The organism is Arthrospiribacter ruber (assembly GCF_019343195.1).
GTDB classification, from domain to species: domain Bacteria; phylum Bacteroidota; class Bacteroidia; order Cytophagales; family Cyclobacteriaceae; genus Arthrospiribacter; species Arthrospiribacter ruber.
In genome coordinates this window covers 17,537-38,456 of sequence record NZ_RPHB01000013.1, presented here as the reverse complement: position 1 = coordinate 38,456, position 20,920 = coordinate 17,537, and the positions used below count along the sequence as shown (strand labels likewise).

Annotated in this window: 20 protein-coding genes; 12 read left to right on the top strand and 8 right to left on the bottom strand. The window is 37.4% G+C overall.

Annotated elements, in window-relative coordinates; translation table 11 throughout:
- Positions 1-384 precede the first annotated feature (384 nt).
- The gene (locus EGN73_RS21105; protein WP_219294022.1) at positions 385-888 is read right to left on the bottom strand and encodes a PEGA domain-containing protein; all 504 of its coding nucleotides are present in this window, start codon (positions 886-888) and stop codon (positions 385-387) included.
- A 196-nt stretch (positions 889-1,084) separates the two neighbouring features.
- On the opposite strand from EGN73_RS21105, the gene EGN73_RS21100 reads away from it, so the two are divergent.
- The 4 genes from EGN73_RS21100 to EGN73_RS21085 all read left to right on the top strand — a co-directional run bounded on the left by EGN73_RS21100 (position 1,085) and on the right by EGN73_RS21085 (position 7,494).
- Complete coding sequence (locus EGN73_RS21100; protein WP_219294020.1) at positions 1,085-1,579, top strand: hypothetical protein; 495 nt, start codon at positions 1,085-1,087, stop codon at positions 1,577-1,579.
- 512 nt (positions 1,580-2,091) lie between these two features.
- Positions 2,092-5,262, top strand: a complete 3,171-nt coding sequence (locus EGN73_RS21095) for a SusC/RagA family TonB-linked outer membrane protein (protein WP_219294018.1) — start codon at positions 2,092-2,094, stop codon at positions 5,260-5,262.
- An 11-nt stretch (positions 5,263-5,273) separates the two neighbouring features.
- The gene (locus EGN73_RS21090; RefSeq protein ID WP_219294016.1) at positions 5,274-6,725 is read left to right on the top strand and encodes a RagB/SusD family nutrient uptake outer membrane protein; all 1,452 of its coding nucleotides are present in this window, start codon (positions 5,274-5,276) and stop codon (positions 6,723-6,725) included.
- A gap of 139 nt (positions 6,726-6,864) precedes the next feature.
- The gene (locus EGN73_RS21085) at positions 6,865-7,494 is read left to right on the top strand and encodes a response regulator transcription factor (RefSeq protein WP_219294014.1); all 630 of its coding nucleotides are present in this window, start codon (positions 6,865-6,867) and stop codon (positions 7,492-7,494) included.
- Between the two features lie 8 nt (positions 7,495-7,502).
- Here EGN73_RS21085 and EGN73_RS22775 read toward each other — a convergent pair whose 3' ends face one another.
- Positions 7,503-10,682 (bottom strand): sensor histidine kinase, encoded by a 3,180-nt coding sequence (locus EGN73_RS22775; RefSeq protein ID WP_219294012.1) that lies wholly within the window; start codon positions 10,680-10,682, stop codon positions 7,503-7,505.
- Between the two features lie 392 nt (positions 10,683-11,074).
- On the opposite strand from EGN73_RS22775, the gene EGN73_RS21075 reads away from it, so the two are divergent.
- From EGN73_RS21075 to EGN73_RS21065, 3 genes are all read left to right on the top strand, one after another.
- Entirely contained in the window at positions 11,075-11,428 is a 354-nt protein-coding gene (locus EGN73_RS21075) for an SH3 domain-containing protein (RefSeq protein WP_219294010.1), read from the top strand.
- A 162-nt stretch (positions 11,429-11,590) separates the two neighbouring features.
- Positions 11,591-12,148 (top strand): ABC transporter permease, encoded by a 558-nt coding sequence (locus EGN73_RS21070; RefSeq protein WP_219294008.1) that lies wholly within the window; start codon positions 11,591-11,593, stop codon positions 12,146-12,148.
- A gap of 242 nt (positions 12,149-12,390) precedes the next feature.
- The gene (locus EGN73_RS21065; protein ID WP_219294006.1) at positions 12,391-12,690 is read left to right on the top strand and encodes a hypothetical protein; all 300 of its coding nucleotides are present in this window, start codon (positions 12,391-12,393) and stop codon (positions 12,688-12,690) included.
- Here the strand turns inward: EGN73_RS21065 and EGN73_RS21060 are convergent.
- Positions 12,684-12,878: a JAB domain-containing protein gene (locus EGN73_RS21060; RefSeq protein ID WP_246611696.1), complete on the bottom strand. Its 195-nt coding sequence runs from the start codon at positions 12,876-12,878 to the stop codon at positions 12,684-12,686. The genes EGN73_RS21065 and EGN73_RS21060 overlap by 7 nt on opposite strands.
- 417 nt (positions 12,879-13,295) lie before the next feature.
- Between EGN73_RS21060 and EGN73_RS21055 the strand changes: the two genes are divergently transcribed.
- Complete coding sequence (locus tag EGN73_RS21055) at positions 13,296-13,592, top strand: VOC family protein (RefSeq protein WP_219294004.1); 297 nt, start codon at positions 13,296-13,298, stop codon at positions 13,590-13,592.
- A gap of 2 nt (positions 13,593-13,594) precedes the next feature.
- Complete coding sequence (locus EGN73_RS21050; RefSeq protein ID WP_219294002.1) at positions 13,595-13,990, top strand: SRPBCC family protein; 396 nt, start codon at positions 13,595-13,597, stop codon at positions 13,988-13,990.
- Positions 13,991-14,082: 92 nt separating this feature from the next.
- Here EGN73_RS21050 and EGN73_RS21045 read toward each other — a convergent pair whose 3' ends face one another.
- On the bottom strand, positions 14,083-15,033 hold the full coding sequence (locus EGN73_RS21045) for a helix-turn-helix transcriptional regulator (protein ID WP_219294000.1): 951 nt from the start codon (positions 15,031-15,033) through the stop codon (positions 14,083-14,085).
- An 88-nt stretch (positions 15,034-15,121) separates the two neighbouring features.
- Here EGN73_RS21045 and EGN73_RS21040 point away from each other — a divergent pair, with 88 nt between their 5' ends.
- Entirely contained in the window at positions 15,122-15,613 is a 492-nt protein-coding gene (locus EGN73_RS21040; protein WP_219293998.1) for a DinB family protein, read from the top strand.
- Positions 15,614-15,790: 177 nt separating this feature from the next.
- On the opposite strand, the gene EGN73_RS21035 is transcribed toward EGN73_RS21040, so the two are convergent.
- The 3 genes from EGN73_RS21035 to EGN73_RS21030 form a co-directional block, all read right to left on the bottom strand.
- Positions 15,791-15,955, bottom strand: coding sequence for a JAB domain-containing protein (locus tag EGN73_RS21035; RefSeq protein WP_246611695.1), 165 nt, complete (start codon positions 15,953-15,955; stop codon positions 15,791-15,793).
- 537 nt (positions 15,956-16,492) lie between these two features.
- Entirely contained in the window at positions 16,493-16,618 is a 126-nt protein-coding gene (locus EGN73_RS22720; RefSeq protein ID WP_281422319.1) for a hypothetical protein, read from the bottom strand.
- A 180-nt stretch (positions 16,619-16,798) separates the two neighbouring features.
- Complete coding sequence (locus EGN73_RS21030; protein WP_219293996.1) at positions 16,799-17,194, bottom strand: phosphoribosyl-AMP cyclohydrolase; 396 nt, start codon at positions 17,192-17,194, stop codon at positions 16,799-16,801.
- Positions 17,195-17,276: 82 nt separating this feature from the next.
- Here EGN73_RS21030 and EGN73_RS21025 point away from each other — a divergent pair, with 82 nt between their 5' ends.
- Entirely contained in the window at positions 17,277-17,705 is a 429-nt protein-coding gene (locus EGN73_RS21025; protein WP_219293994.1) for a hypothetical protein, read from the top strand.
- A gap of 156 nt (positions 17,706-17,861) precedes the next feature.
- Positions 17,862-20,054 (top strand): carbohydrate binding family 9 domain-containing protein, encoded by a 2,193-nt coding sequence (locus EGN73_RS21020; RefSeq protein ID WP_219293992.1) that lies wholly within the window; start codon positions 17,862-17,864, stop codon positions 20,052-20,054.
- Between the two features lie 241 nt (positions 20,055-20,295).
- Here EGN73_RS21020 and mog read toward each other — a convergent pair whose 3' ends face one another.
- Complete coding sequence (gene mog / locus EGN73_RS21015) at positions 20,296-20,823, bottom strand: molybdopterin adenylyltransferase (protein ID WP_219293990.1); 528 nt, start codon at positions 20,821-20,823, stop codon at positions 20,296-20,298.
- Positions 20,824-20,920 lie beyond the last annotated feature (97 nt).

Genomic DNA, 20,920 nt, shown 5'->3' with positions numbered 1-20,920 from the left:
CATAACTTGGAAGGCATTAGTAAGAAAGAAAAAAATACCTAAAACATACTATGAGAAAAAGTTGTATACGGTTCAAAAAATCTGAGGAGATCCCTTATGAAAGAAAGTGGGTAAAACCGTTCCAAGAATCTGATTCGAAAATTCTGACAGCAGTTTTGTTAAAAAATGCCATATAAAAAGATATAGAATGAGATCAGAAAAAGCCAGTAGAGGCACATTTCACTGAATAAATCGCGGCTTTTTTCTCCTAAAAAACACAGATGTTTAAATGTAAGTAGCTTTAAAATTGGGAAGAATGTTATTTTTAAAGCCTTTCTAAAAATTTAAAGCAATTGAAGAGGCTATGCTTAAAGCAAACCCCTTCAAACCTCCAAATATTGGTTCTTAGTTACTTTCAAGTATTCTTTTCCTTTCCTTTTCGTATTCCTCTTCAGTTATCAATCCTTCATCAAATAGCTGCTTTAGTTCCCTAAGCTGTTCTGCTTTTGAGCCATTTTTCACTGGTTGTTGAGGACTTGGAGAAACTTGATCTGCACCGGTAAGAGGAATCAATTCATAGGTTCTGGATGGCTTGTACTTCATCGTCCAAAGAAATGGAAACAACAAGAATACACCTCCAATTATGGCTCCAACATCCGCCTCTTCATTCCTTGAAAAAGAAGTATTCAAGGGATTATAGCCATCCTTTTCAAGTTTAACGGACGTTGTTGAGCCTACAATTTTAGAGTCTGAATGGGAATAAGGTGTCGTACCCACAGGCTCACCATTAAGATAAACTTTTGCACCACTTGGATTAGATTGGATTAAAGTGGTACTGCTACAACTCATAAAAAAGATAGTTACTCCTAAAATAATAGATGTAGACTTGATAAAGGATTGCTTTTTCATTTTAGTAAATTTTAAACATTATACACAATAAGACAAAAATAATATTTTAGTATAATTATAATTCATTTTTTTCAATAATAAATCTATTTATTTGATATATTAATTATATACATTTCAAAATATGTATATCCGCAATTATACCACTAACCAATTTAAATAAGGGCCTATATAAATCCGATACTAATAGATAAAAACCATGAGCGGAAATGAAAGAGCCTCCTGGACAGGAGGTGCTTTGGGTAATTTGCTGAAGAATGAAACCGTCGAAGATCTAGAACAGGTCAGCCGAGTACTTAAAGTGAACGCATTGCTGAGCGTAAAAGATGAATTTGGGGATTTTGAAACATTCAGGACTTCTGAGTTCCTTTTTGCAGAAGATGGTTTCCTGGATATTTTCCCTTTTCCATTGGTAGAAGTAAGTGCAGCAGGGGTTTTGGGAAGTCTGGATAAAATCCTTATTTCTGAATCTATGGTCATCAAATATTTGGAAATATATGCGGTTAGAACCTCTAGAAATTATAGCAAAAAGGTAAACGTCGGATTGGTTCTGCATTTTGTCAACCAGACTGAATTGGTTAGAAACATTTATCTTAACCCTTTATTGGGCTTTAAAATAAATTTTGATATAATTTTTATTTCTCCCCAAAACCTACTTGGGGAAAAGCATGAATTCCCGATTACTCACTTCTAAGAGATTCAGTTGGATTGGTCAAAAAGGCTTTAAGAGACTGAGGAAAAACTCATCTGTTTAGGATATCTCGTTATATAAAAAATCCCAGATTTCATTCATTTAGCCTAGGTTGATCTTTTGATTGATTTTTAGAAATGAAATATCAAGGGAGATGCTAAAGAAAAATTCCCATATAGGCTTTTAAATTGGCATTACACGAATATGATGTTCTTAACCTATTATTTTAGCTTGATTTTCAGGTAAAAAACTACACTTAGTCAAAATAGGTTGTAATTTATTTCAAAATTCCACAGTGAATAGCCTAGAAATGAGCTTAAGTTCCATTTTTTACATTGCTTTTTTTTCACCTTCATTATTTCCAATTCCTTTAAAGTCGAGTTTAGATCATACCTGAAAAAAGGTTTGTTTTTCACTAAGTTTTATCACCCAAATTGGGGGTTTTTATGATGTAGGGTGAGCTATACTTTTAGCCTTGCCAATGAAGGACATTGGCTTAACAAAACTATTCAAATATGAAGAAAACTTTACTGCTGTTGTTGGTAGCATTTACCGTCCATTTTGGATTATATGCACAAAACAGAAATGTCAACGGCCGGGTAATTTCCTCCGAAGATGGAGAAGGGCTACCGGGTGTCAATGTATTTGTCAGAGGTTCACAGATTGGAACTGTGACAGATATTGAAGGTAATTTCACCATGAGTATTCCTGATGGGGTTACGGAATTGAATTTTAGCTTCATTGGTTTCACCAGTAAATCAATAAGGCTGGGCTCAAGTGATTTCCTTGAAGTAATTCTTGACCCTGATACCGAAACGCTTGGAGAAGTTTTGGTAGTAGGATACGGAGCTCAATCCAAAAGATCCATAACCGGGGCTATAAGTTCCGTCTCGGGAGAAAAAATTATCAACGCACCCGTACAGAGTTTTGACCAGGCCCTTCAAGGTAGAGTAGCAGGAGTAAACATCCTTACCCCAAACGGTGTATTGAACAACCCTCCAGTCATACGGGTAAGGGGTGTCAATTCTCTTAGTTTAAGTTCGTATCCTCTGATTGTAATTGATGGAGTTCCTACTTACACAGATAGCGATGCAGTAGGAACCGGCGCAGGATTATCTTTTAACTCTGCTGCGAACAACCCATTGGGTAATATCAACCCTGCAGATATCCTTTCGGTAGAAGTACTTAAAGATGCTGCTGCTGCGGCAATTTATGGGTCCAGAGCATCTAATGGAGTCATATTAATCACCACTAAAAGAGGGGATCAAGGTGCATCAAAAGTTACGTTTGATTCCTGGGTTGGGAGGACTGAACCAGTCAGGTTGTTTGATCTCCTGAATGCTGAGGAGTATATGTTGATAAAAAATGAAGCAAGGGAAAATGCCGGTCAGGAAAAAGCCTTTTTTCCATATTTAGACAACAACAACAGGCCAGTAGATACCAACTGGTACGATGTGGTTATGCGTAATGGCATTGCTCATAATCATAATTTAGGAATTTCAGGTGGTAACGCCCGCACCAATTATTATTTCTCCACTGGTTATACCAAACAAGAGGGAATCTTAAAAAGAAATGATTTTGAAAGGATCAGTGGAAGGTTAAATATTGATCACAAAGTTTTTGATCGCTTTTCTGTAGGTGCAACAATGAACTATACTAACTCAGTCAACCAAGCTCCAAATACAGGGTCTCTGCCCGGTCAGGCATTTAACACATCTGGTTTGGCAAGGTTGCCATTAATAAGTGCACCAAATGTTCCTGTTTTCCTAAATGATGGAAGCTACAACATAAGTCCTAACAACCAGCTTGGTCAGGGAAATAATACTGTTCAATCAGGATTCACCAACCCTGCTCCAATTCTGGACTTAAACAGAATGTCTTCAGTCAACAGCCATTTAATGGGATCCATTTATGGTGATGTCAAATTGGCTGAAGGTTTAAACTACAGAACAACCTATGGAATTGATAGACTGAGTATTGAAGACCAGACTTTCTATTCCAAACTTCATGGAGATGGATTTAGCAATGGAGGGCAGGCAGACAACCTGTTCAGGACACTCAACAGGTGGAACCTTCAAAATACTTTGACTTACAATGCCGGTTTTGGTGACTTGGTGGATGCTAATTTTCTGATTGGGAATGAACAACAATACACCCAGGATGAAAGATGGGGGGCAAGAAGGACAGTTATTGCCGATGATTTCTTTGATTCCTATCAAGGAAACTTCACTACCATTATCCCTTTGGGAAATCTGCAGACAGAAAACTATCTCACTTCATTTTTTGCAAGGGCAAATTTTAACTTTTCCGGCAAATACCTACTGAGCTTCAATGCAAGAAGAGATGGATTTTCTGCTTTTGCTGCAGGCAATAAATTTGGGAACTTTTGGGGAGTATCGGGTGGATACATTCTTTCGGAGGAATCATTTTGGAAAAGCAGTAAGCTATCCTCTTCCATCAATTACTTTAGGTTAAGAGCAAGTCATGGACTCGTTGGAAATAACGGGGTAAACAATTTTGCTTCTTTGGGTCTTTACGGTACTGGTCTTTATGGTCCAGAGCCGACAATACTTTACACCCAGCCAAGCAATCCAAACTTGACTTGGGAAACGAGCAAAAAGACTGACCTTGGAGTCAATTTCGCCCTCTTGAATAACAAGATTGAAGGAGAAGTTACATGGTACAACAATCTAGTAGATGGACTGATTCTTCCAGTACCGCAGGCCCCTTCCAAAGGAGTCCCAGGCTCAACTACTAACATGACAGGCAGTGGATCTATCGATACCAATATAGGGTCAATGCTTAATAGAGGAATTGAAATGGCAGTGACGTATAAAGCTATTCAAAACCGAAACTTTTCATGGGACATAAACTTAAATTTTTCAACCTTAAGGAATGAAGTAACAGCGTTGGAGTCTGAGGATTCTCAAATTTTGACTGCTACTGCTTTAGAGACAGTAAATATTACAAAAGTCGGTTATTCTGTAGGTAGTCTTTATGTAGTAGAAACAAGGGGTGTCAATCCTGAAAACGGAAGAAGGATTTTTGTAAAAAGAGGTCCTGGGGGTGAAGAAACACTTGTGCAATATGAACATTTGGGATCAGGATGGACTACTCTTGATGGACAGCCTACTTCACAACCTACACAGAATGCAGACGGAGTAATCATGGGACCTGTGCTTCCAACTTGGTTCGGAGGGATTGATAATACATTCAGGTACAAAAATTTTGACTTAGGCATATTTGTACAGTTTTCTGGCGGAAATTATATATACAACGGCACAAAAGCTGGATTGAGAGATATGAGGTTCTGGAACAATCACAGGGATGTTTTGGACCGTTGGACTCCGGACAATACTTCTGGAAGCATACCTAGGGTAGTTTATACGGACAATATTTCAAACGGTAGCGCTTTCCCTATTTCTGAAAATGTTGAGAAAGGAGATTTTGTTCGAGTAAGAAATTTAATGTTAGGATATTCACTTCCAAATCATCTTGTCCAAAAGCTCAAAATATCCAATGCAAGATTGTACGGGCAGGTACAAAATGCATTCCTATTTACTGGATATACAGGATCTGACCCAGAGATCTCTACAAATGGCAACAGTCCAACAGCTGCTGGGGTTGATCGGAACTCACTTGGTCAGGCCAGGACATTCACACTTGGTATCAACATCGGAATCTAAAGCATTTAAACATGAAAAATATATTTAGAAGTATTGTGATGGCTGCATTGATTATGGTGTCAGCTTGTAATGATGATCTATTAAATCCAATCCCCAGGACTACCTTCTCCGAGGCAGTGGTTTTTGACAGTCCGGAAAAAGCTGATCAATTGCTAAACGGTCTTTATGCGACTTTAATAACAGGACAGTTTTATGGAAGTAGGTACATGATATACAATGACATAAGGGCGGAAGATTTCATTAATAGAACCACCAATGGGGTTACCGGACTTTCTACTTGGCAGCACACGCTGGTATCAACGACCAATGAGGTTCAGAACTTATGGTCAGTAGCTTATTTACTCATCAATAGGGCTAACATTTTTATGGATGGTGTAGAGAAAAACGCTGATAAAATTGGCGGCCAGGAAAAAGTACAAGAATACCAGGCCCATGCAAGGTTTCTTAGAGGTTTGGCCTATTTCTCACTACTGCAGCTCTATGCCCGTCCATATGCCGACAATAATGGCAACCACCCGGGGTTGCCATTAAGAATCCAACCTGAGCTGGATGATACTAACAATTCCTTGGCCAGAAGTACGGTCGCAGAAGTATACTCTCAAATTATAAATGATTTGAATTTTGCAGAGCAAAACTTAAACACCACTAATGGGTCTGCATTGAAAAACACTACTCTTGCCCATAAAAATACTGCAATTGCTTTAAAGACCAGGGTTTACCTTGCTATGGGACAATATGAAAATGTCATTGTAGAAGCCGATAAAATAGTTAGCCAATCGGCTCCTTATTCTTCCGGCAATGGAGTTCCGCATATGTTACAGGAAAATATTTCAGATGTTTTTACCCCTCCATATACCAGTACAGAGAATATATTTTCTGCCCCCTTCACTGAAATGGCGCTTCCGGGAACTCAAAATGGATTGGGAAGTTATTACAACCCTGGACCAAGGGGCAATGGAGATTATTCCTTGAATATGAGCAATGGTATTTTCACTTTATCAGTATTTGATCCGAATCAAGATGCTAGGGCAGAATGGATGTTTGAAAATACCAGTAACGGGTTTATTTATCTAAACAAGTTCCCAAGAGGTCCCCAACACCTTGATTATGCACCCATCATCCGGTATGCAGAAGTCTTGCTCAACCTTTCCGAAGCTTTGGTAAGATCCGGAGGAGATGAATCCAGAGCCCTGTCATTGCTGAATTCAGTTAGAACCAGATCAAACCCGAGCGGAGCATATACCCAATTTTCATCTCAAAATAGTTTTGTAGAAGCTATTTTATTGGAAAGAAGACTCGAATTTATCGGAGAGGGTTTAAGGAACTTTGATTTGCAAAGAACATTGAGCACCATACCGGGAAAAGAAAATATCCAGCCTGTCCCCCCATCTTCTCCCAACTATATCTGGCCGATTTCTGCAGTAGAATTACTTACCAACAGTCAGATGACCCCGAATAACTAAGATATTTGATTTAATGAAAACAAAAATGAGGTCATTTTTAATGGCCTCTTTTTTTTTCCAAAATCCCCCATTTTGGGTGATAACTTTTACTAATTTGATGGAGTATAAAGAGTAAGCTTAATCCTATACCCTCTAAATTATGAATTTTCACAAAAGGATTGTAATTATTGAAGATGATTACGAACTACGAGAATGCTATAAGCTAATCATCAAATCTGTTGACAGGTATCACTTTGTAAACTCCTACGAAAACTGTGAACAGGCTTTCCCCTTTTTGAACAAGGACAAACCTGACATAGTGTTGATGGATATCAATTTATTTAGCGGGATGTCAGGTATTGATGGAGTTAAGTATCTTAAATCGAAAAACCCCTATATAGAAGTAGTCATGATTTCTGTTCACGATGATGCCGAGTTGGTCTTCGACGCACTTAGGGCCGGGGCATCCGGATACATAACAAAGAGCTCAAATTACATTGAACTTATTCAGTCTCTGGACGAACTTGTAAAAGGAGGAGCACCGATGAGTTCCAAGGTTGCCAGAATGGTTATCAATAATTTTCACAGCAATCCTAATTCTCCTTTATCTGAAAGAGAAAAAGACGTACTGAGGCTTATTGCCGAGGGCAAGTCATATACACAGATCGCAGACCAGTTATTCATATCAAAGGAAACTTCCAAAACCCATATCAAGAATATTTATTCGAAATTAGAAGTCAATTCCAAAGCAGAGGCTATAGAGACTGCGAAGTCAAAAAAATATATTTAATGGTGGGCTTACAATGTTATTCTCACACCAATAAGGGTACCCTTTTTGGTTTTGAATATCAATTCCCCCTTACATCTTTCTGCTCTGAAAAATAAGTTTTTCAATCCATTGCCCTTGTTATTGCTTTTCATCCCTGAGCCATTATCTTTTACCAGAAAAATAATTTTCCCCTCTTTCTGAAGGAATAATAAAACACACTTATTTCCGGAAGAGTGCTTAAGTACATTGGTTAACAATTCCTTAATAATGAGCATAATATCCCTTACAATGTTAGGGGGCAATAAAATTTCATTCAAACAGTTCGAATGAAACTGGAACTCAAACTTTGATCCTTCAAACAATTGTACGCCAAAATCCCGGAGCTGTAGTCCAAGTGATTGCAGGTTGTTATTGTTTTTATCAAGGGACCAGATAAAATCTCTTGTATCATTGAAAAGACTTTTCGCTGAAACTTCGATTTTATCAATTGTGGCAGACAAAATTTCTATCGATTGGGATTGAATTCTAAGAACACTTACCAAAGCAATTATTCTTGCTATTTTGTTTCCAACTTCATCATGAAAATCTCTGTGGATATTTTTATAAATACTCTGTATTTGTTCCTTTAAAGTCTCTCTTTCAGTAACATCCCTGATGTTTACAACATATCCTATGTCATCATTCTCTTTATTCCTGTTAATCTCTTTAAAAAGTACTTCAAATGTCATTTCTTCCCCTTTATTTGAAACAATCTTAAAGTATTCAGGAACTGAAAGAATTGATTTCCTTTTATTAAATATATCTGTGCAAAAAATTGAATCGAATGATTGTCCTGAAATATTCTTTACTTTTTGACCGATGATTTTTTCAACTCCTTTGGATATCAAAAGTACCTTTCCTTCTGAATCTGTCAGACAAAAAATGTCCCTGGAATTGGAAGAAATCTGATTTACAAAAGCAAGCATCCTTTCCATCCTTTTCATGGATTGTTCCAAAGCCTGATTTTTCAAATTCAGTTCCTTGGTTCTGGATTTCACAGTCAGTTCCAGCCCTATATTGATTTTCTGTATTTCCTTAGTTCTCTTTGAAACTAGCTTCCTTAATTTTTCATTTTCCCTGATATTTTTCCTCTGAAACCACATATAACCAAAAGCTACCAAAAAGAAAAAAAGTAAATATCCAGATATCAAAAACCACAGTTCCATCCAAATTGGCTTTTCAACAAAAATTTTAAGGGGCAACTTATAAAACTGAACATCTCCCTGAAAGTGAGACACCTTAAGTTCTATACCATATTCTCCAGGGGGTAAATTTGAAAACTGTACCCCGGTCATTATTTCTGTCCCTATCCAATCCTGACTAAAACCAACTAGCCTATAATCAATTCTTGTATCCTTTCCATTTACAAAGTCGTTGAGAACCGCCTGAAAAAAAAATACCTGCGGCCTGTAGGGTAGCTTAATTCCATTTTCAAAATCATGAATTTCTTCCCCGTTTAGAATTAATTTATTAATTCTTGGAGGCTGTCGTAATTTCGTTTTGTAATCCAAGTCAATCAAAAAAAGTCCTTCACCTGAACCAAATGCCACGTACTGTTCTTGTTTAATACTGACCAGGGTGTTTAAATTTGATTCCACATGGCCAATTCGGTCATCATAGTAAAGGGTCTTGCCATGGAAATGTCTTTCAAGTCCCCTATCAGTCCCTAGAATAATATCATCCTTACTGAAGACTATTAAGGAGAATACATTTCTTGCCCTTTCTGATTTAATCTTTTCAACTATTTCGTTGCTTTTTAAATCAAATGAAAATGCTGTACCTTCATTTCCTCCAATCCAAAGCAAATCTTTCCTAAAAGCCTTAACAACCATAACATTAAACCCTTTAAGGTTCAAATCTACTTCATTGGCCATATTTCCTTCTATTCTGATCAATCGTCCTGAATCAATTCCGGCTAAAACATCATTTTCAAGGATTTCCAATTGGGTGATATTGGTGAGTTTTTTCCCAGCCTCTGAAAACACTTCATATTTATATTTCAAGTCAATACCAAAAGCAAACAAACCTTGGCTTGTACCTACAAAAAGTTTGTTTTCCGTTTTTAACAAAACGTTTATATCATTGTCAAAAAATAAAGGATGTTGAATGACTGTATTTTTTTTTGAAGTTGTGTTTACCAAAAGCAGGTAACCTTCCCCTGCAACAAGAATTTCATTGTCAGAAAATGTCACTGCAAAATGATATCCACCACTTGGCAAAGAGAGTTTTTCAAGGTTACCTTTTTTATTTATAAATAATCCCTGGTTACTGGCGATTACCAGTTCTTCAGTACCTGGATTAACAAATAATGAATTGATATTACCAATTTCATTATTATGGTATTTAAGTTTTTGGATTTGGCTATCATAAAGCTTAAAAAGTCCCTGACCGAAAGTTCCTATCCAAAGTGTCCCATCCCAAGACTCCTTCAAACTGGAAATATCCAAACTAAGGTTATTTGGAGAATAATCTATCTTTTCAATTCCACTTTTATTTACTTTGAACAGCGCGTTTTCCGCATATACCCAAGCTTGGTGTTTCCCTTTCGTCCAGGAAGTTACTTTGGAAAATCCGGAATCGTTTATTTTTTTTCCAAGGTTGATTTCCTGAAGGTCAAATTCATAAACAGAATGGTTGAAAATTACGAAAACATCTTGTTCGGAAGCTATTATTCCATATACTTTTTGACTTATTTTAACTGTGTTATCGGATAATTCATCAAAATAAAAAAGGTCTCCTCCTGCTGTCAAGATCAGGAACCTTTTAGTTCCCAGCGATAATACTTCGGTGATTTCTGAACCAAAGAATTCCCCAACTAACATTGAGCTATCAGAAGTGTAGAAGAACAGCTTATTCCCACTGCTAAACACAAAATATTCGGATTCGTTGGAATGAAGCTTTATATATGTTTCACTTTCAAAAACAATAATATTTTCACTTTCAAGACTTCTCTTTTCTATAAGCTGCTTGTCAGATGCCAAAAAATATTTATTGTCATGTTCTAAAAAGGAAATCGCATTTTGGCCATTCAGACCACTACCAAAAACTTCAAAATTCAGACCATTGTAAGTATAAATATCCGATCCATAAGTACCCAACAAGATATTCCCATCCTTATCCTCTGATATATGATTTATATACTTTGCAAAAAATCCCTGGTCTTGTCCCACCTGTATCAGTGGTTTGGACAAATTAAATTGCCCAAAAGTTTCGTTGACAGGGACTATCAACAGAATAAAAAAGGACAATAGGAAAAGCAAAATCCTGAGACCGAGAAAATACATAGGCAAATTAAGCAAAAACCAACTTCAGGTTTCTCCCCCAAATGGGGGGATTATAATCCGGTCAATTGGAAAGACTATGCCATAAAAAATTAAGCTATTTATGTGTAGATTAAAAGCCCAAGGATTTTACTTTTACCAGGGTCACTTTTAATACTCTGCTACCTTAAAATGGGTCAAATATTGGGTGAAACTTTACCATGAAGTGGGGTTAGTTTAAGGTATAAATGAAATATAATTTCACACTGATTACTAAAACCAATTACTTAATAAAACAAGTCATGAAAACATTATTGATTACTTCCTTACTGATAGTTGCTCCATATTTGGGGCAAATGTTTCAGCCAAAAAAAGAGCACAGTGTGGTCAAAGCTAAGTTCGAGCAGGTAAAAGTATATGAACAGCCAAGTACAGGTAGTGAAATAGTAACAACTTTGAGTAAAGATCAGGAGGTTGATTACTTTAGAAAATCTATTGCAAATGGTGGAAATTGGTCTATCATAAGAATAGGAGAAAAACCGGGGTATGTATTAACATCAGAATTATATAAAGAAATTTTACCTACTGTTTCAGAAAAGCTTAATACATCTAAAAATCTCTTTTCACATCATAAAAAAGTTAATACCCAAGATTAATCTCAAAGACAACAACTGGCTAAATGTCCATTATCGGGTTTCAATTGTACATTTTCGGACAAATTATTTTCAGAAAACACCCAAATTTGTCTTCTATGGGAGATATTAAAACTGGCATAGTTGGTGATAAATTATTATCACCAACTATGAATGTTTAAATCGATGAAAATCTACAAAGTATTAATTTTCACATCATTTCTTTTTATTAGCCTAGCATCAATGGCTATGCAGGTAGAATTAAACTCGATGTTTTTTTTAAGCGAACCGGAAAATGAGGTGTTTGTAGATAGGAAAAAAGCGATACTTAAAAAAGAAAACAAGCCTGAAGAACCCTTAACGGAAAAACCGACAACCGCAAAAGCTGAAAGTATGGACACTTACAGCTTTGAGATTTTGGAGTTTACTTCTGCAAAAGAGTCTAAAATGAATACTATTAACAAGACTGGAAGACTTGTTATCATGGATAAAGACATGTTCAAAAAGTCAGGGTTAAAAGTTGTTTCTGGACTTTATACGGAAATTTTCGATGAGGAATTTAATATACTCATATCGAAGGATTTTGCACAAAAACTTTTTGGTGATGAAGATCCCTATAACAAAATACTTTTATTGGGCGACATGCACTTTGTAGTAGTCAAAGGGATATTCCGAACCCCTCCAGATGGGTTTAAATATGATGTTATTACTAATCCAAAAACCTTCAAAAAGTTGGTTAATTAAGGTTTTAAAAAATCCCCTATATGGGGTGAAGTTAAAAATTCAATGTCTCATTACTTTAGTAACAGGATAAGGCATACCTCACTTATCCGAGAAGTTCTTATATGAGGTATTTAGTTTAGTTGATAAAAATGGACAGGGACTTTCTCTGTCTTTTTTTTTGACTGAAATTTTATCCTTCAAAGTACTCTTTTCATAGGATAAAATTTAACAGTTTTTGGCTTTATAAGGATGGAATTGAAGTATTGCTTAGGGCAATAGGTCTACTGCTAGCACCCGATGGACGGATTATTATCCAGACACTTCATCCTCAGGCAATATTAGACTTAAATAGACCTAATAAAAATCAGTGGGTGGATGATTCTTGGCAAGGAATAAACGGAAGGTTTAAAAACGGGCATCCTTGGTATTTCAGGACGCTTGAAAAATGGTTGGCAATTTTTGACGCTTCCCAGTTAAAAGTCACCGAAATCCAAGAACCTTATGACCCAAGCAATGGAAAGCCGGTGAGTAGAATATTTGTTTTAGAACTCCAAGCTCAGTAATTCCATTTTCGATAATTCAGGCCAAAAAAAGAGAGCCTCCCTCCCCTTTCCATTACATCCTGCCTTCGTCTGCAAAGCTCATTAAGCACTTCTGTAAAAATGATATGATCCAGCACGATGATGTCCAAGTGCTTCCCGGCCTCAGAGCGTTTCTTGGTCAGTCTTCTGTCCTGCTCTGAGGGTTTCAAGTTTCCTGAGGGATGGTTGTGGACCGGTATCCTCGCGCAGCTCTGATTTTCTCAAGCATATTTAAAGATCACTTTTGGGTCTGCTAAGGCCTAAATTGATGGACTTCCCCGGGCAATCTGGGAATCTCATATTTTACTTATTCCATTCTGCTGGATTGTCAAGGGCAAATTTATTTTTTAGAAGTGTCGGAATCAACCTCATGCATTGTCGGATTTACACAGTAAAATTCTTTCAAGTTCGACTTAGATTTGTGTTACACGTTTGAATTTATACTTTCATTTAACTATATGTCGACATGACCAGGCAAATTTGCCAGAATCTTCCAGTGAAAAACCTTAATAAATCCATGGAATTCTTTTCGCATTTAGGTTTAAGGTTCAATATTCAGTTTACATACAGATAAAACAGCAGCTTTTATGGTTTTACGGGAAAACATTTTTGTGATGCTCCTTACAGATGAAAAATCCAGTCAGCTTACGGACCGAAAGATTGGAGATGGACACCAAAGTTCAGAAATGCCTATCGCCATAGATGCCCAAAGCAAAAAAGCTTTAGACGAAATGGTTGCTAAAGCGCTTGAGGCCGAAGGATCCGTAGATTCCAAACTTCAGGACCATGGATGGATGGATCAAAATACCATTGCAGATTTGGATGGTCATCAATGGGAGGTTCTCTTTTTGGATAAGAAAGCACTTAGGAAACAAACAGCATGATTATGTACCAAATCGAGCATCTCACTAAAATAAAAGCTTCTAATGAAAAAGTTTTTGAGGCAATCACAACAAAAGAAGGACTTTCAGCTATCTGGACTCCTAAACTCCAGGTAAAGCCCATTCTCGGACATGTCAATGAATTTGACTTTGATGAGGGATATATAACCAAAATGAAAGTGATAGCACTTAAGAAAAGCCAGCAAGTCACTTGGCAATGTATAGCTTCGGATATTGAATGGCAAAACACAGTTGTCAATTTCGATATCAGAGATAAAAACAATCTTACTGAAATTATCCTAACCCATAGTAATTGGAGGGGAGTCACCGATTATTACCGCTGGTGCAACTATCATTGGGGGATGTTTTTATATAGACTGAAAAATTACTGTGAAAACTAAACCGCTTCAAAAAAGAAAACAAGTAGAGGTATTTCGCACTACTGTAAAAGACCAGGAATCAGCAGGAATGATTTTGGTCAAAATCCAAATTTTCAATCTAATTTTCTTCTGATCCCATTTACAATTTCTCTCATCATTTCTTTGGCCGATTCCGGTGCCAGAAGCTTTACGGAGTCACCCATCTGAAGCAACCACCTCACAAATCCCTCACTGGAGGAAGTCATAAATTTCATCTCAACATGATCCTTATGCCTACTTTCCATGACCAAGCCCATATTGTACTTTTGTACCCTGAGGTATTTTTCCTGCTCAAAAGGAACCGCAATCCTAAACTCAGTAAGATTTTCCGTATTTCTTACTTTTTCGAGGTATTCGGCCAAACTTGGATGCGATTTTTGACTGTAAGTCTCAGTACCCAGTTGTAAGCTGCTGATCCTGTCAAGGCGGAAATTCCTATAATCCTTCCTTAACCTGCACCAGGCTATCAGGTACCATTGTCCATATGAAAAATATACTCCCAGTGGTTCTACAGTACGTGTAGAAGTTCTTTCTTCTTCAAAGGTGGTATAAATGATAGTGACAATAAATTTATCTGACAGGGCATGCAGCAGGAGATTCAAGTAATCTTTGTTTTGATCATTGCCCAGAGGGTTATGGTGGAAAAGAACACCGATTTGGTGTTCCAGACTCTCCAGCTCATCTTTCTGATTATTTTTTAATACCGACTTAATTTTGATCATTGCTGAATTCAAATGTTGGCTACTCCCCTTGTCAGAAAGCTGGGACACAAGTTTTTCAGCCAATACCAGTGCCATTCCTTCATCCTGTGTGAACATCACAGGCGGTAGCCGATAGCCTTCCACCAAGGAATACCCCATACCTGCTTCTCCAATGACAGGTATTCCCCCTTCTTCCAAGGCTCTGATATCCCTGTACACCGTTCTAAGGCTGATATCAAACCTTTCAGCAATTTCTTTGGCTTTGACAACCCTTTTGGATTGAAGTTGGGTAAGAATAGCGGTTAACCTGTCAACTCTGTTCATGATATTATTTTTAAAAGTTTAAAAATACTACTGACATACTGTTGTCACAAGTCATATGTTTTTTTGTATAAACAAATTAAAAAACACTATGAAAACACAAGAATCAATGCTCACTCTTATTACCAAGGATCAATTTTTGAACCATTGGCAAGGTCATCGCTTACTTACAAGAAAGGTAATTGAAACGTTTCCAGAGAAAGAACTTTTTGATTTTTCAATTGGAGGCATGAGAACCTTTGCACAGATGGTATCTGAATTATTGGCCATTGCAGCTCCTGGAACCAAGGGTCTGGCAACAGACATTTGGGAAGAATTGGACGAAAATGACCGCTCAGGCAACAGCAAAAAAGGGTTACTGGAACTCTGGGACAAATCCACAGATGAAATCAATCATTATTGGCCACAGATCAGCGACAATAGGTTTCAGGAAGAATTACTGGCATTTGGTCAGTACAAAGACAAGGGGTTCTGTACATTATTGTATTTCATTGACAACGAAATCCATCACAGAGGTCAGGGTTATGTTTATTTGCGGGCACTGAACATTGAACCACCTGCTTTCTGGGAAAGACAGTTTTGAGTCAGATAACAACTAATCTTTGAAACCTATTCATCAAAAAGCCATTCCGAAATTGCTTGACAAGCAATGAATTGGCCAAGGGAGTGGAAATAAATTTTAAGTGGGAAACTAGTTCATTTCTTAAAAACCAGCTATCCGTCCAAAAAAAAAGGAGGTCCCCCTCCCTTTTGCTTTACATCATGCCTTCATCAGCAAAGCTGCAGTAAGCACTTCAGTAAAATTGATTTGGTCCAGCACCATGATATCCAGGTGCTTCCCGTCCTCAGAAAGTTTCCTGGTCAGTCTTTTGTCCTGCTCTGAGGGTCTGATATTTCCTGAGGAATGGTTGTGGACTAAGATCATTGAGCAGCTCTGATCTTCCAAATTAAAAAATATGTTTAAAATATCAACACAAAAAGGTCAATAGTATTAACAATAGATATTTTTGAAATACCTACCCTTATGGATGAAAAAGAAATACAGGTCAACAAAGGGCTGGACAGCATCATTTGATCAAATCCGGATCCCTTTCCCTTTGAGCGGATCAATTGCTTCTTGCAGGAATGAAAATAAAAGAGCTGGAATTTCAGAGGATACAGGTCAGAAGCGCTATACCTAGATATCTTATTGAATTTATCCTATGAAAGGCTGGAAAATGCTTCCGCAATGCGGGAATGAGCTGCAAAGGCCCTCCGATTGTAATGACCCCTGCCATAAAAATATGCAAGAAAACGATGGCATTGCTCCACAATCTGCCTTCTTGAAATCCGTGAGGCATAAAGGAATTCCAGGCTTCCAAGTAGCCTCAAAATGAAGGACCTCCATAAAACTTTATGATATAAGCTGCTAAAATAAACTGGCCTATAAATGCGGCAACAAACCAAATTCCTGTATTAAGTTTTAGAAGTTCTTCAGCAGAATACCTGTGGAATGAGTAAAAGGCTTAAAATACTGAAGGCAAAGATCCTTGTCTTTTGCTGTCATAGGGATCATTTGCTCCAAAGTATCGAATAATTCCTGATGCATAAATAATATTGGTTTGAAAACCCAAACTAAGCTAAAACACAAAAGAAAGTGTAAATGCTGCCAGAAAATTGAAGCCCTTCAGGATTTACCCGTGGAATACCTAAATACTTTAACTGGAAAAACATAAATCCTGAAACTATTGCTTAAGAAGGTTATTGCAAAGACTGTCATTCCTGACATTCAGGGGGGCAAAAATTCCAGGGCCTTGTTTTCCATATTGACAGTCCTGTGAAAGCAAGCCTTCCGGTTCTCTCCTTGCTTGTTGAAGGTATGGCAAACTCCACCTTTAACCAATGTAACCTGATACACCAAAGCATCCTGATCACAGTCAATTAAAATTTTATCTACTTTCAGTTGGTTTCCTGATGTCTGCCCCTTTACCCAAAGCTTATCCCTAGAGGTACTATAGAAGACAGCAATTTTATGTCTAAGGGTATATTCAAAAGCCTCATGATTTACTGAAGCCAACATAAGTATCTGTCCGGTAATAAGTTCCTGCACCGCTACTGGCAATAGTCCACCTCTTTTTGGGAATTGGAGCTTAAGAACACAGGATTCTTCTAACAGTGATTTCATGATGTTTATAATTGCAACAAAGTTGCATTTATAAACAAATCAAGTTATATTCATCCCATAATTAATGCTAATCTTAAAAGATGTGAGGAAAAAGATTGATCATATAAAAGCCTGTTTAATCTGGATTATTATTGGGTCTTTTTCCGGCTTAGTAGTTAATAAAAGCCTATTCACTCACCAACATATCCTTGAGGATGGGAGACACATTATTCATGCGCACCCTTTTGATAACAAGCAACCTGATGGTCATCAACATGATGAATCTGAATTTTATTATTTGCAAATTTTATTTGAATCCGGCTTCTTAGAAAATTCACCCTTCAATTACAGTCTTCCTGAAACTAATTTTCTTTCAAATACCAATTGGGAGAAAAACCAAAATTTTATTATTCAAAGCTTTTGTTATCCCTTAAGTCTTAGAGGTCCTCCGATAGGGATTGTTTCATTAAGCTCTCTTACATATTCAATAGAAAGTTTTTTCCATATTTTCAAAGATTTATCAAAAGTGTAAAACTGAGATGAATATCTCTTCCTTGTCATAGGGAATCCATAACCATTTGTCCAATTGACATTCATGATATGGATACCTATATCATTTTTTGATGGATTAAATTCTTTCTATTGATAGCGATTTTGGAAACATCCATGATTAGAATTAGAAACCGTCATGACAAAACGAATACTTCTTATTATAAATTTCTTCTCAATTGTCATAAGTGCCCAAGGGCAAGCTACATTTACACCCCCTGTAGTAAAAATGACAGTTTCAGGTATTAAGGCTTCAAACCCAATTCGAATTGATGGGGATTTGGATGAAGAAGATTGGATTAATGCGTCAATTATCAAGGGATTCACCCAAAGGGAACCTAACCAATCCGAACCGGCAAGTTTTGACACTGAAGTTAAAATCCTTTATGATGATCAATTTTTATACATTGGAGCGACATGTTTTGATGATCTCAGTAATAAAAGTAACCTTAGGGTTCTGAACATGCAAAGGGATTTTGACCCCTATCAGAATGATAAATTTGGTGTAGCCATAGATGGTTTTTTGGATGGACAAAACTCCAATGGATTTGAAGTGACACCTTACGGCGCACAAAGAGACCTTCAAGTAATTGATGGGGAAGAATGGCGAGCCAATCAAGATTGGGATGGGCTATGGTTTGTCAGAACGAAAATCCATGAGGATAAATGGACAGCAGAAATTGCGATTCCCTGGAAGACGCTTAGGTACAAGAAGGAGACTGATGAACTTTTGATTTCCTTTACAAGGAACATCAGAAGGAAAAATGAAATCAATACTTACCCAAAAGTTCCCAGAGCCTTTTCACATTTTAGAATGGCTTATGCGGCAAAGTTGGTTGATATTGTGTTGCCTCCTCCTTCTACAAACGTTCAGATTAACCCTTATTGGATAGCCACACAAAATAAGGATTCTAATTTAGAGTCTTCTGACTACCAATTACAATTAGGTGGAGAATTCAAATGGGCCCCAAATCCAAATATGGTTTTAGATGGAACCATTAACACGGACTTTGCCCAAGCTGATGTGGACCAACAAGTGCAAAACTTAACACGTTTCAATGTACTATTCCCTGAAAGAAGACAGTTTTTCCTTGAAAATGCAAATATCTTCAAACCCAGCATCAGTTCATTTATCCAGCCCTTTTTTAGTAGGAGAATAGGTTTGGATGATGATGGGAATCCTATACCGCTTGATGGTGGGCTAAGATTGACATCTCAGACTAAGAAACAGACTTATGGACTATTGGCTATGCGGCAGCGGGCTACGGCCACCAGTCCCTTATCTCACTTTATTGTAGGGAGATATGTACAGAATTTTTCTGATCAAAGTAGGGCAGGATTGATGATTTCCCATAGAGAGGACGACCCATTGAATAACGCAACAGTCACCTACCAGCGAAGGGGAAACACTACAGCCACCTTCAATACTTTTATCAGACCTAGCCAGACGACAAATATTGAGGTAATGGCCAGCACGACGATGGATTCGGAGACTGGTAAAGGGTTAGCCGTCCATACTTACCTTTCACAGTTAAAAAACTGGGGCTATATAGGTTTCATTGGCCAGTATGTATCCGAAAACTACAATCCAAGAACAGGGTTTTTAGCACTTGACAATTACATTTTACTCAGCCCTGCATTTTCCCTGGATTTAAGACCTGCCTTTTTGCCGGATTTTATCCGAAGCTTTGCGCCAAGTGCCGGCGTCAATGGTTATTGGACAGCTTCTGATCGACAATTCTTACAGTCACTGATGAATTTTACTCCGTTAAACCTGAGATTTGAAAATGGTGGGAATGTAGAATTCAAATATAAGCCTGAAATTCATGAGCTTTTTGATCCTTTCGTTCCTTTGGGCATAGCCATAGCTCCTGGTTATTATTCCTTTTCAAGGTTTGAATATGCTTTTAATTCTGATATCAGCAGGAAAATATCCGGGCAGTTTAGATTTGAACATGGAGATTATTTTGATGGATCCTTGAATGTCTACAATTTAAATCTACGCATTTCTCCATTCCCATATTGGGAGTTTAACTCAACCTATATTTTCAATCAAATCAGAGGCCTTGGAAATGAACAAAAAGATTTAAATGCCCAATTATTAGTAATCGGAAGTAGACTGGCCGCCAATCCCCGGCTTCAATTGATCACCAATTATCAGTTTAACAATGTTGCAAGCAATATTTGGAATGTTCGGTTTGCATGGGAATACCGTCCCCTTTCCTTCATCTATTTTGTTTTTAACAGCAATACCCGGGATGATTTATTAACAGATACCAGATTTAACAGGCAGGAATCCATTGCTAAGTTTACCTTTTTAAAACAGTTTTAGATTTCATCTATTAAACGGAACAGCGCTTATCCATTGAAACTTCTTTTTTACCAATAGAAGACTATCGACAGGAATTTTTCCTAATTCCAGATTTAAGCTGTCCTGCTTAAGAAAACCTTATAGTAAAAGCCTTCCCCCTAAATCAAATTGGTAAGACATGTCCAGCCTATTGGCACTGTTTGAAGACAGCAAAGCTGTTAAGGTTTGGTTCTCATCATCGAAGCTTGCTAAATACATGCATCTAACTTTTCGGCCTAAAAACCTTGATCTTTGATTCATCGCATTCCAAATAAGGACCTCCGATCAAATCAAGACAATAAGGGATTGCTGGAAATACCGCTTCCAGACATTGACGGATAGCGGATGGTTTACCGGGCAAGTTGACAATGAGACTTTGCTTGTAAATCCCTGCTGTCTGCCGGGATAAAATAGCTGTGGGAACATATTGCAAGCTCACCTGCCTCATCAATTCACCAAATCCGGGCAACATTTTTTCACAGAGCTCTGCTGTAGCTTCAGGAGTAACATCCCTTGGTGCAGGGCCCGTTCCTCCGGTAGTGACGATCAATCCACAGTTTTGTTCTGCCATCGACTTCAAAGTGGCCACGATTTTTTCCTTTTCATCTGGTACCACATGGTAAACAGGTTCAAAAGAATTGTTTAAGACCTCGTTCAGAAAGTTTATTATTTCCTTACCTGAAACGTCTTCATAGACCTTGTTTGCTGCTCTGTCCGAAGAAGTAAGGATTCCTATAGAAATTTTATCCATTTTCTAAGGTATGGCTAAATTAAATTGTTTGCAATATTATTGCATAAATAACAAAGTGTTTTCATATATTAAATAATCATCATTTTATTTACTTCCA

Bases quoted from the DNA above. Each gene is read 5' to 3' on its own strand.
- EGN73_RS21030 (WP_219293996.1), bottom strand. From the start codon at position 17,194: ATGAAATCACTGTTAGAAGAATCCTGTGTTCTTAAGCTCCAATTCCCA.
- EGN73_RS21055 (WP_219294004.1), top strand. From the start codon at position 13,296: ATGGTTTTACGGGAAAACATTTTTGTGATGCTCCTTACAGATGAAAAA.
- mog (WP_219293990.1), bottom strand. From the start codon at position 20,823: ATGGATAAAATTTCTATAGGAATCCTTACTTCTTCGGACAGAGCAGCA.
- EGN73_RS21075 (WP_219294010.1), top strand. From the start codon at position 11,075: ATGAAAACATTATTGATTACTTCCTTACTGATAGTTGCTCCATATTTG.
- EGN73_RS21100 (WP_219294020.1), top strand. From the start codon at position 1,085: ATGAGCGGAAATGAAAGAGCCTCCTGGACAGGAGGTGCTTTGGGTAAT.
- EGN73_RS21095 (WP_219294018.1), top strand. From the start codon at position 2,092: ATGAAGAAAACTTTACTGCTGTTGTTGGTAGCATTTACCGTCCATTTT.
- EGN73_RS21105 (WP_219294022.1), bottom strand. From the start codon at position 888: ATGAAAAAGCAATCCTTTATCAAGTCTACATCTATTATTTTAGGAGTA.
- EGN73_RS21090 (WP_219294016.1), top strand. From the start codon at position 5,274: ATGAAAAATATATTTAGAAGTATTGTGATGGCTGCATTGATTATGGTG.
- EGN73_RS21070 (WP_219294008.1), top strand. From the start codon at position 11,591: ATGAAAATCTACAAAGTATTAATTTTCACATCATTTCTTTTTATTAGC.
- EGN73_RS21050 (WP_219294002.1), top strand. From the start codon at position 13,595: ATGTACCAAATCGAGCATCTCACTAAAATAAAAGCTTCTAATGAAAAA.
- EGN73_RS21035 (WP_246611695.1), bottom strand. From the start codon at position 15,955: ATGATCTTAGTCCACAACCATTCCTCAGGAAATATCAGACCCTCAGAG.
- EGN73_RS21020 (WP_219293992.1), top strand. From the start codon at position 17,862: ATGACAAAACGAATACTTCTTATTATAAATTTCTTCTCAATTGTCATA.
- EGN73_RS21085 (WP_219294014.1), top strand. From the start codon at position 6,865: ATGAATTTTCACAAAAGGATTGTAATTATTGAAGATGATTACGAACTA.
- EGN73_RS21040 (WP_219293998.1), top strand. From the start codon at position 15,122: ATGAAAACACAAGAATCAATGCTCACTCTTATTACCAAGGATCAATTT.
- EGN73_RS21045 (WP_219294000.1), bottom strand. From the start codon at position 15,033: ATGAACAGAGTTGACAGGTTAACCGCTATTCTTACCCAACTTCAATCC.
- EGN73_RS22720 (WP_281422319.1), bottom strand. From the start codon at position 16,618: ATGCATCAGGAATTATTCGATACTTTGGAGCAAATGATCCCTATGACA.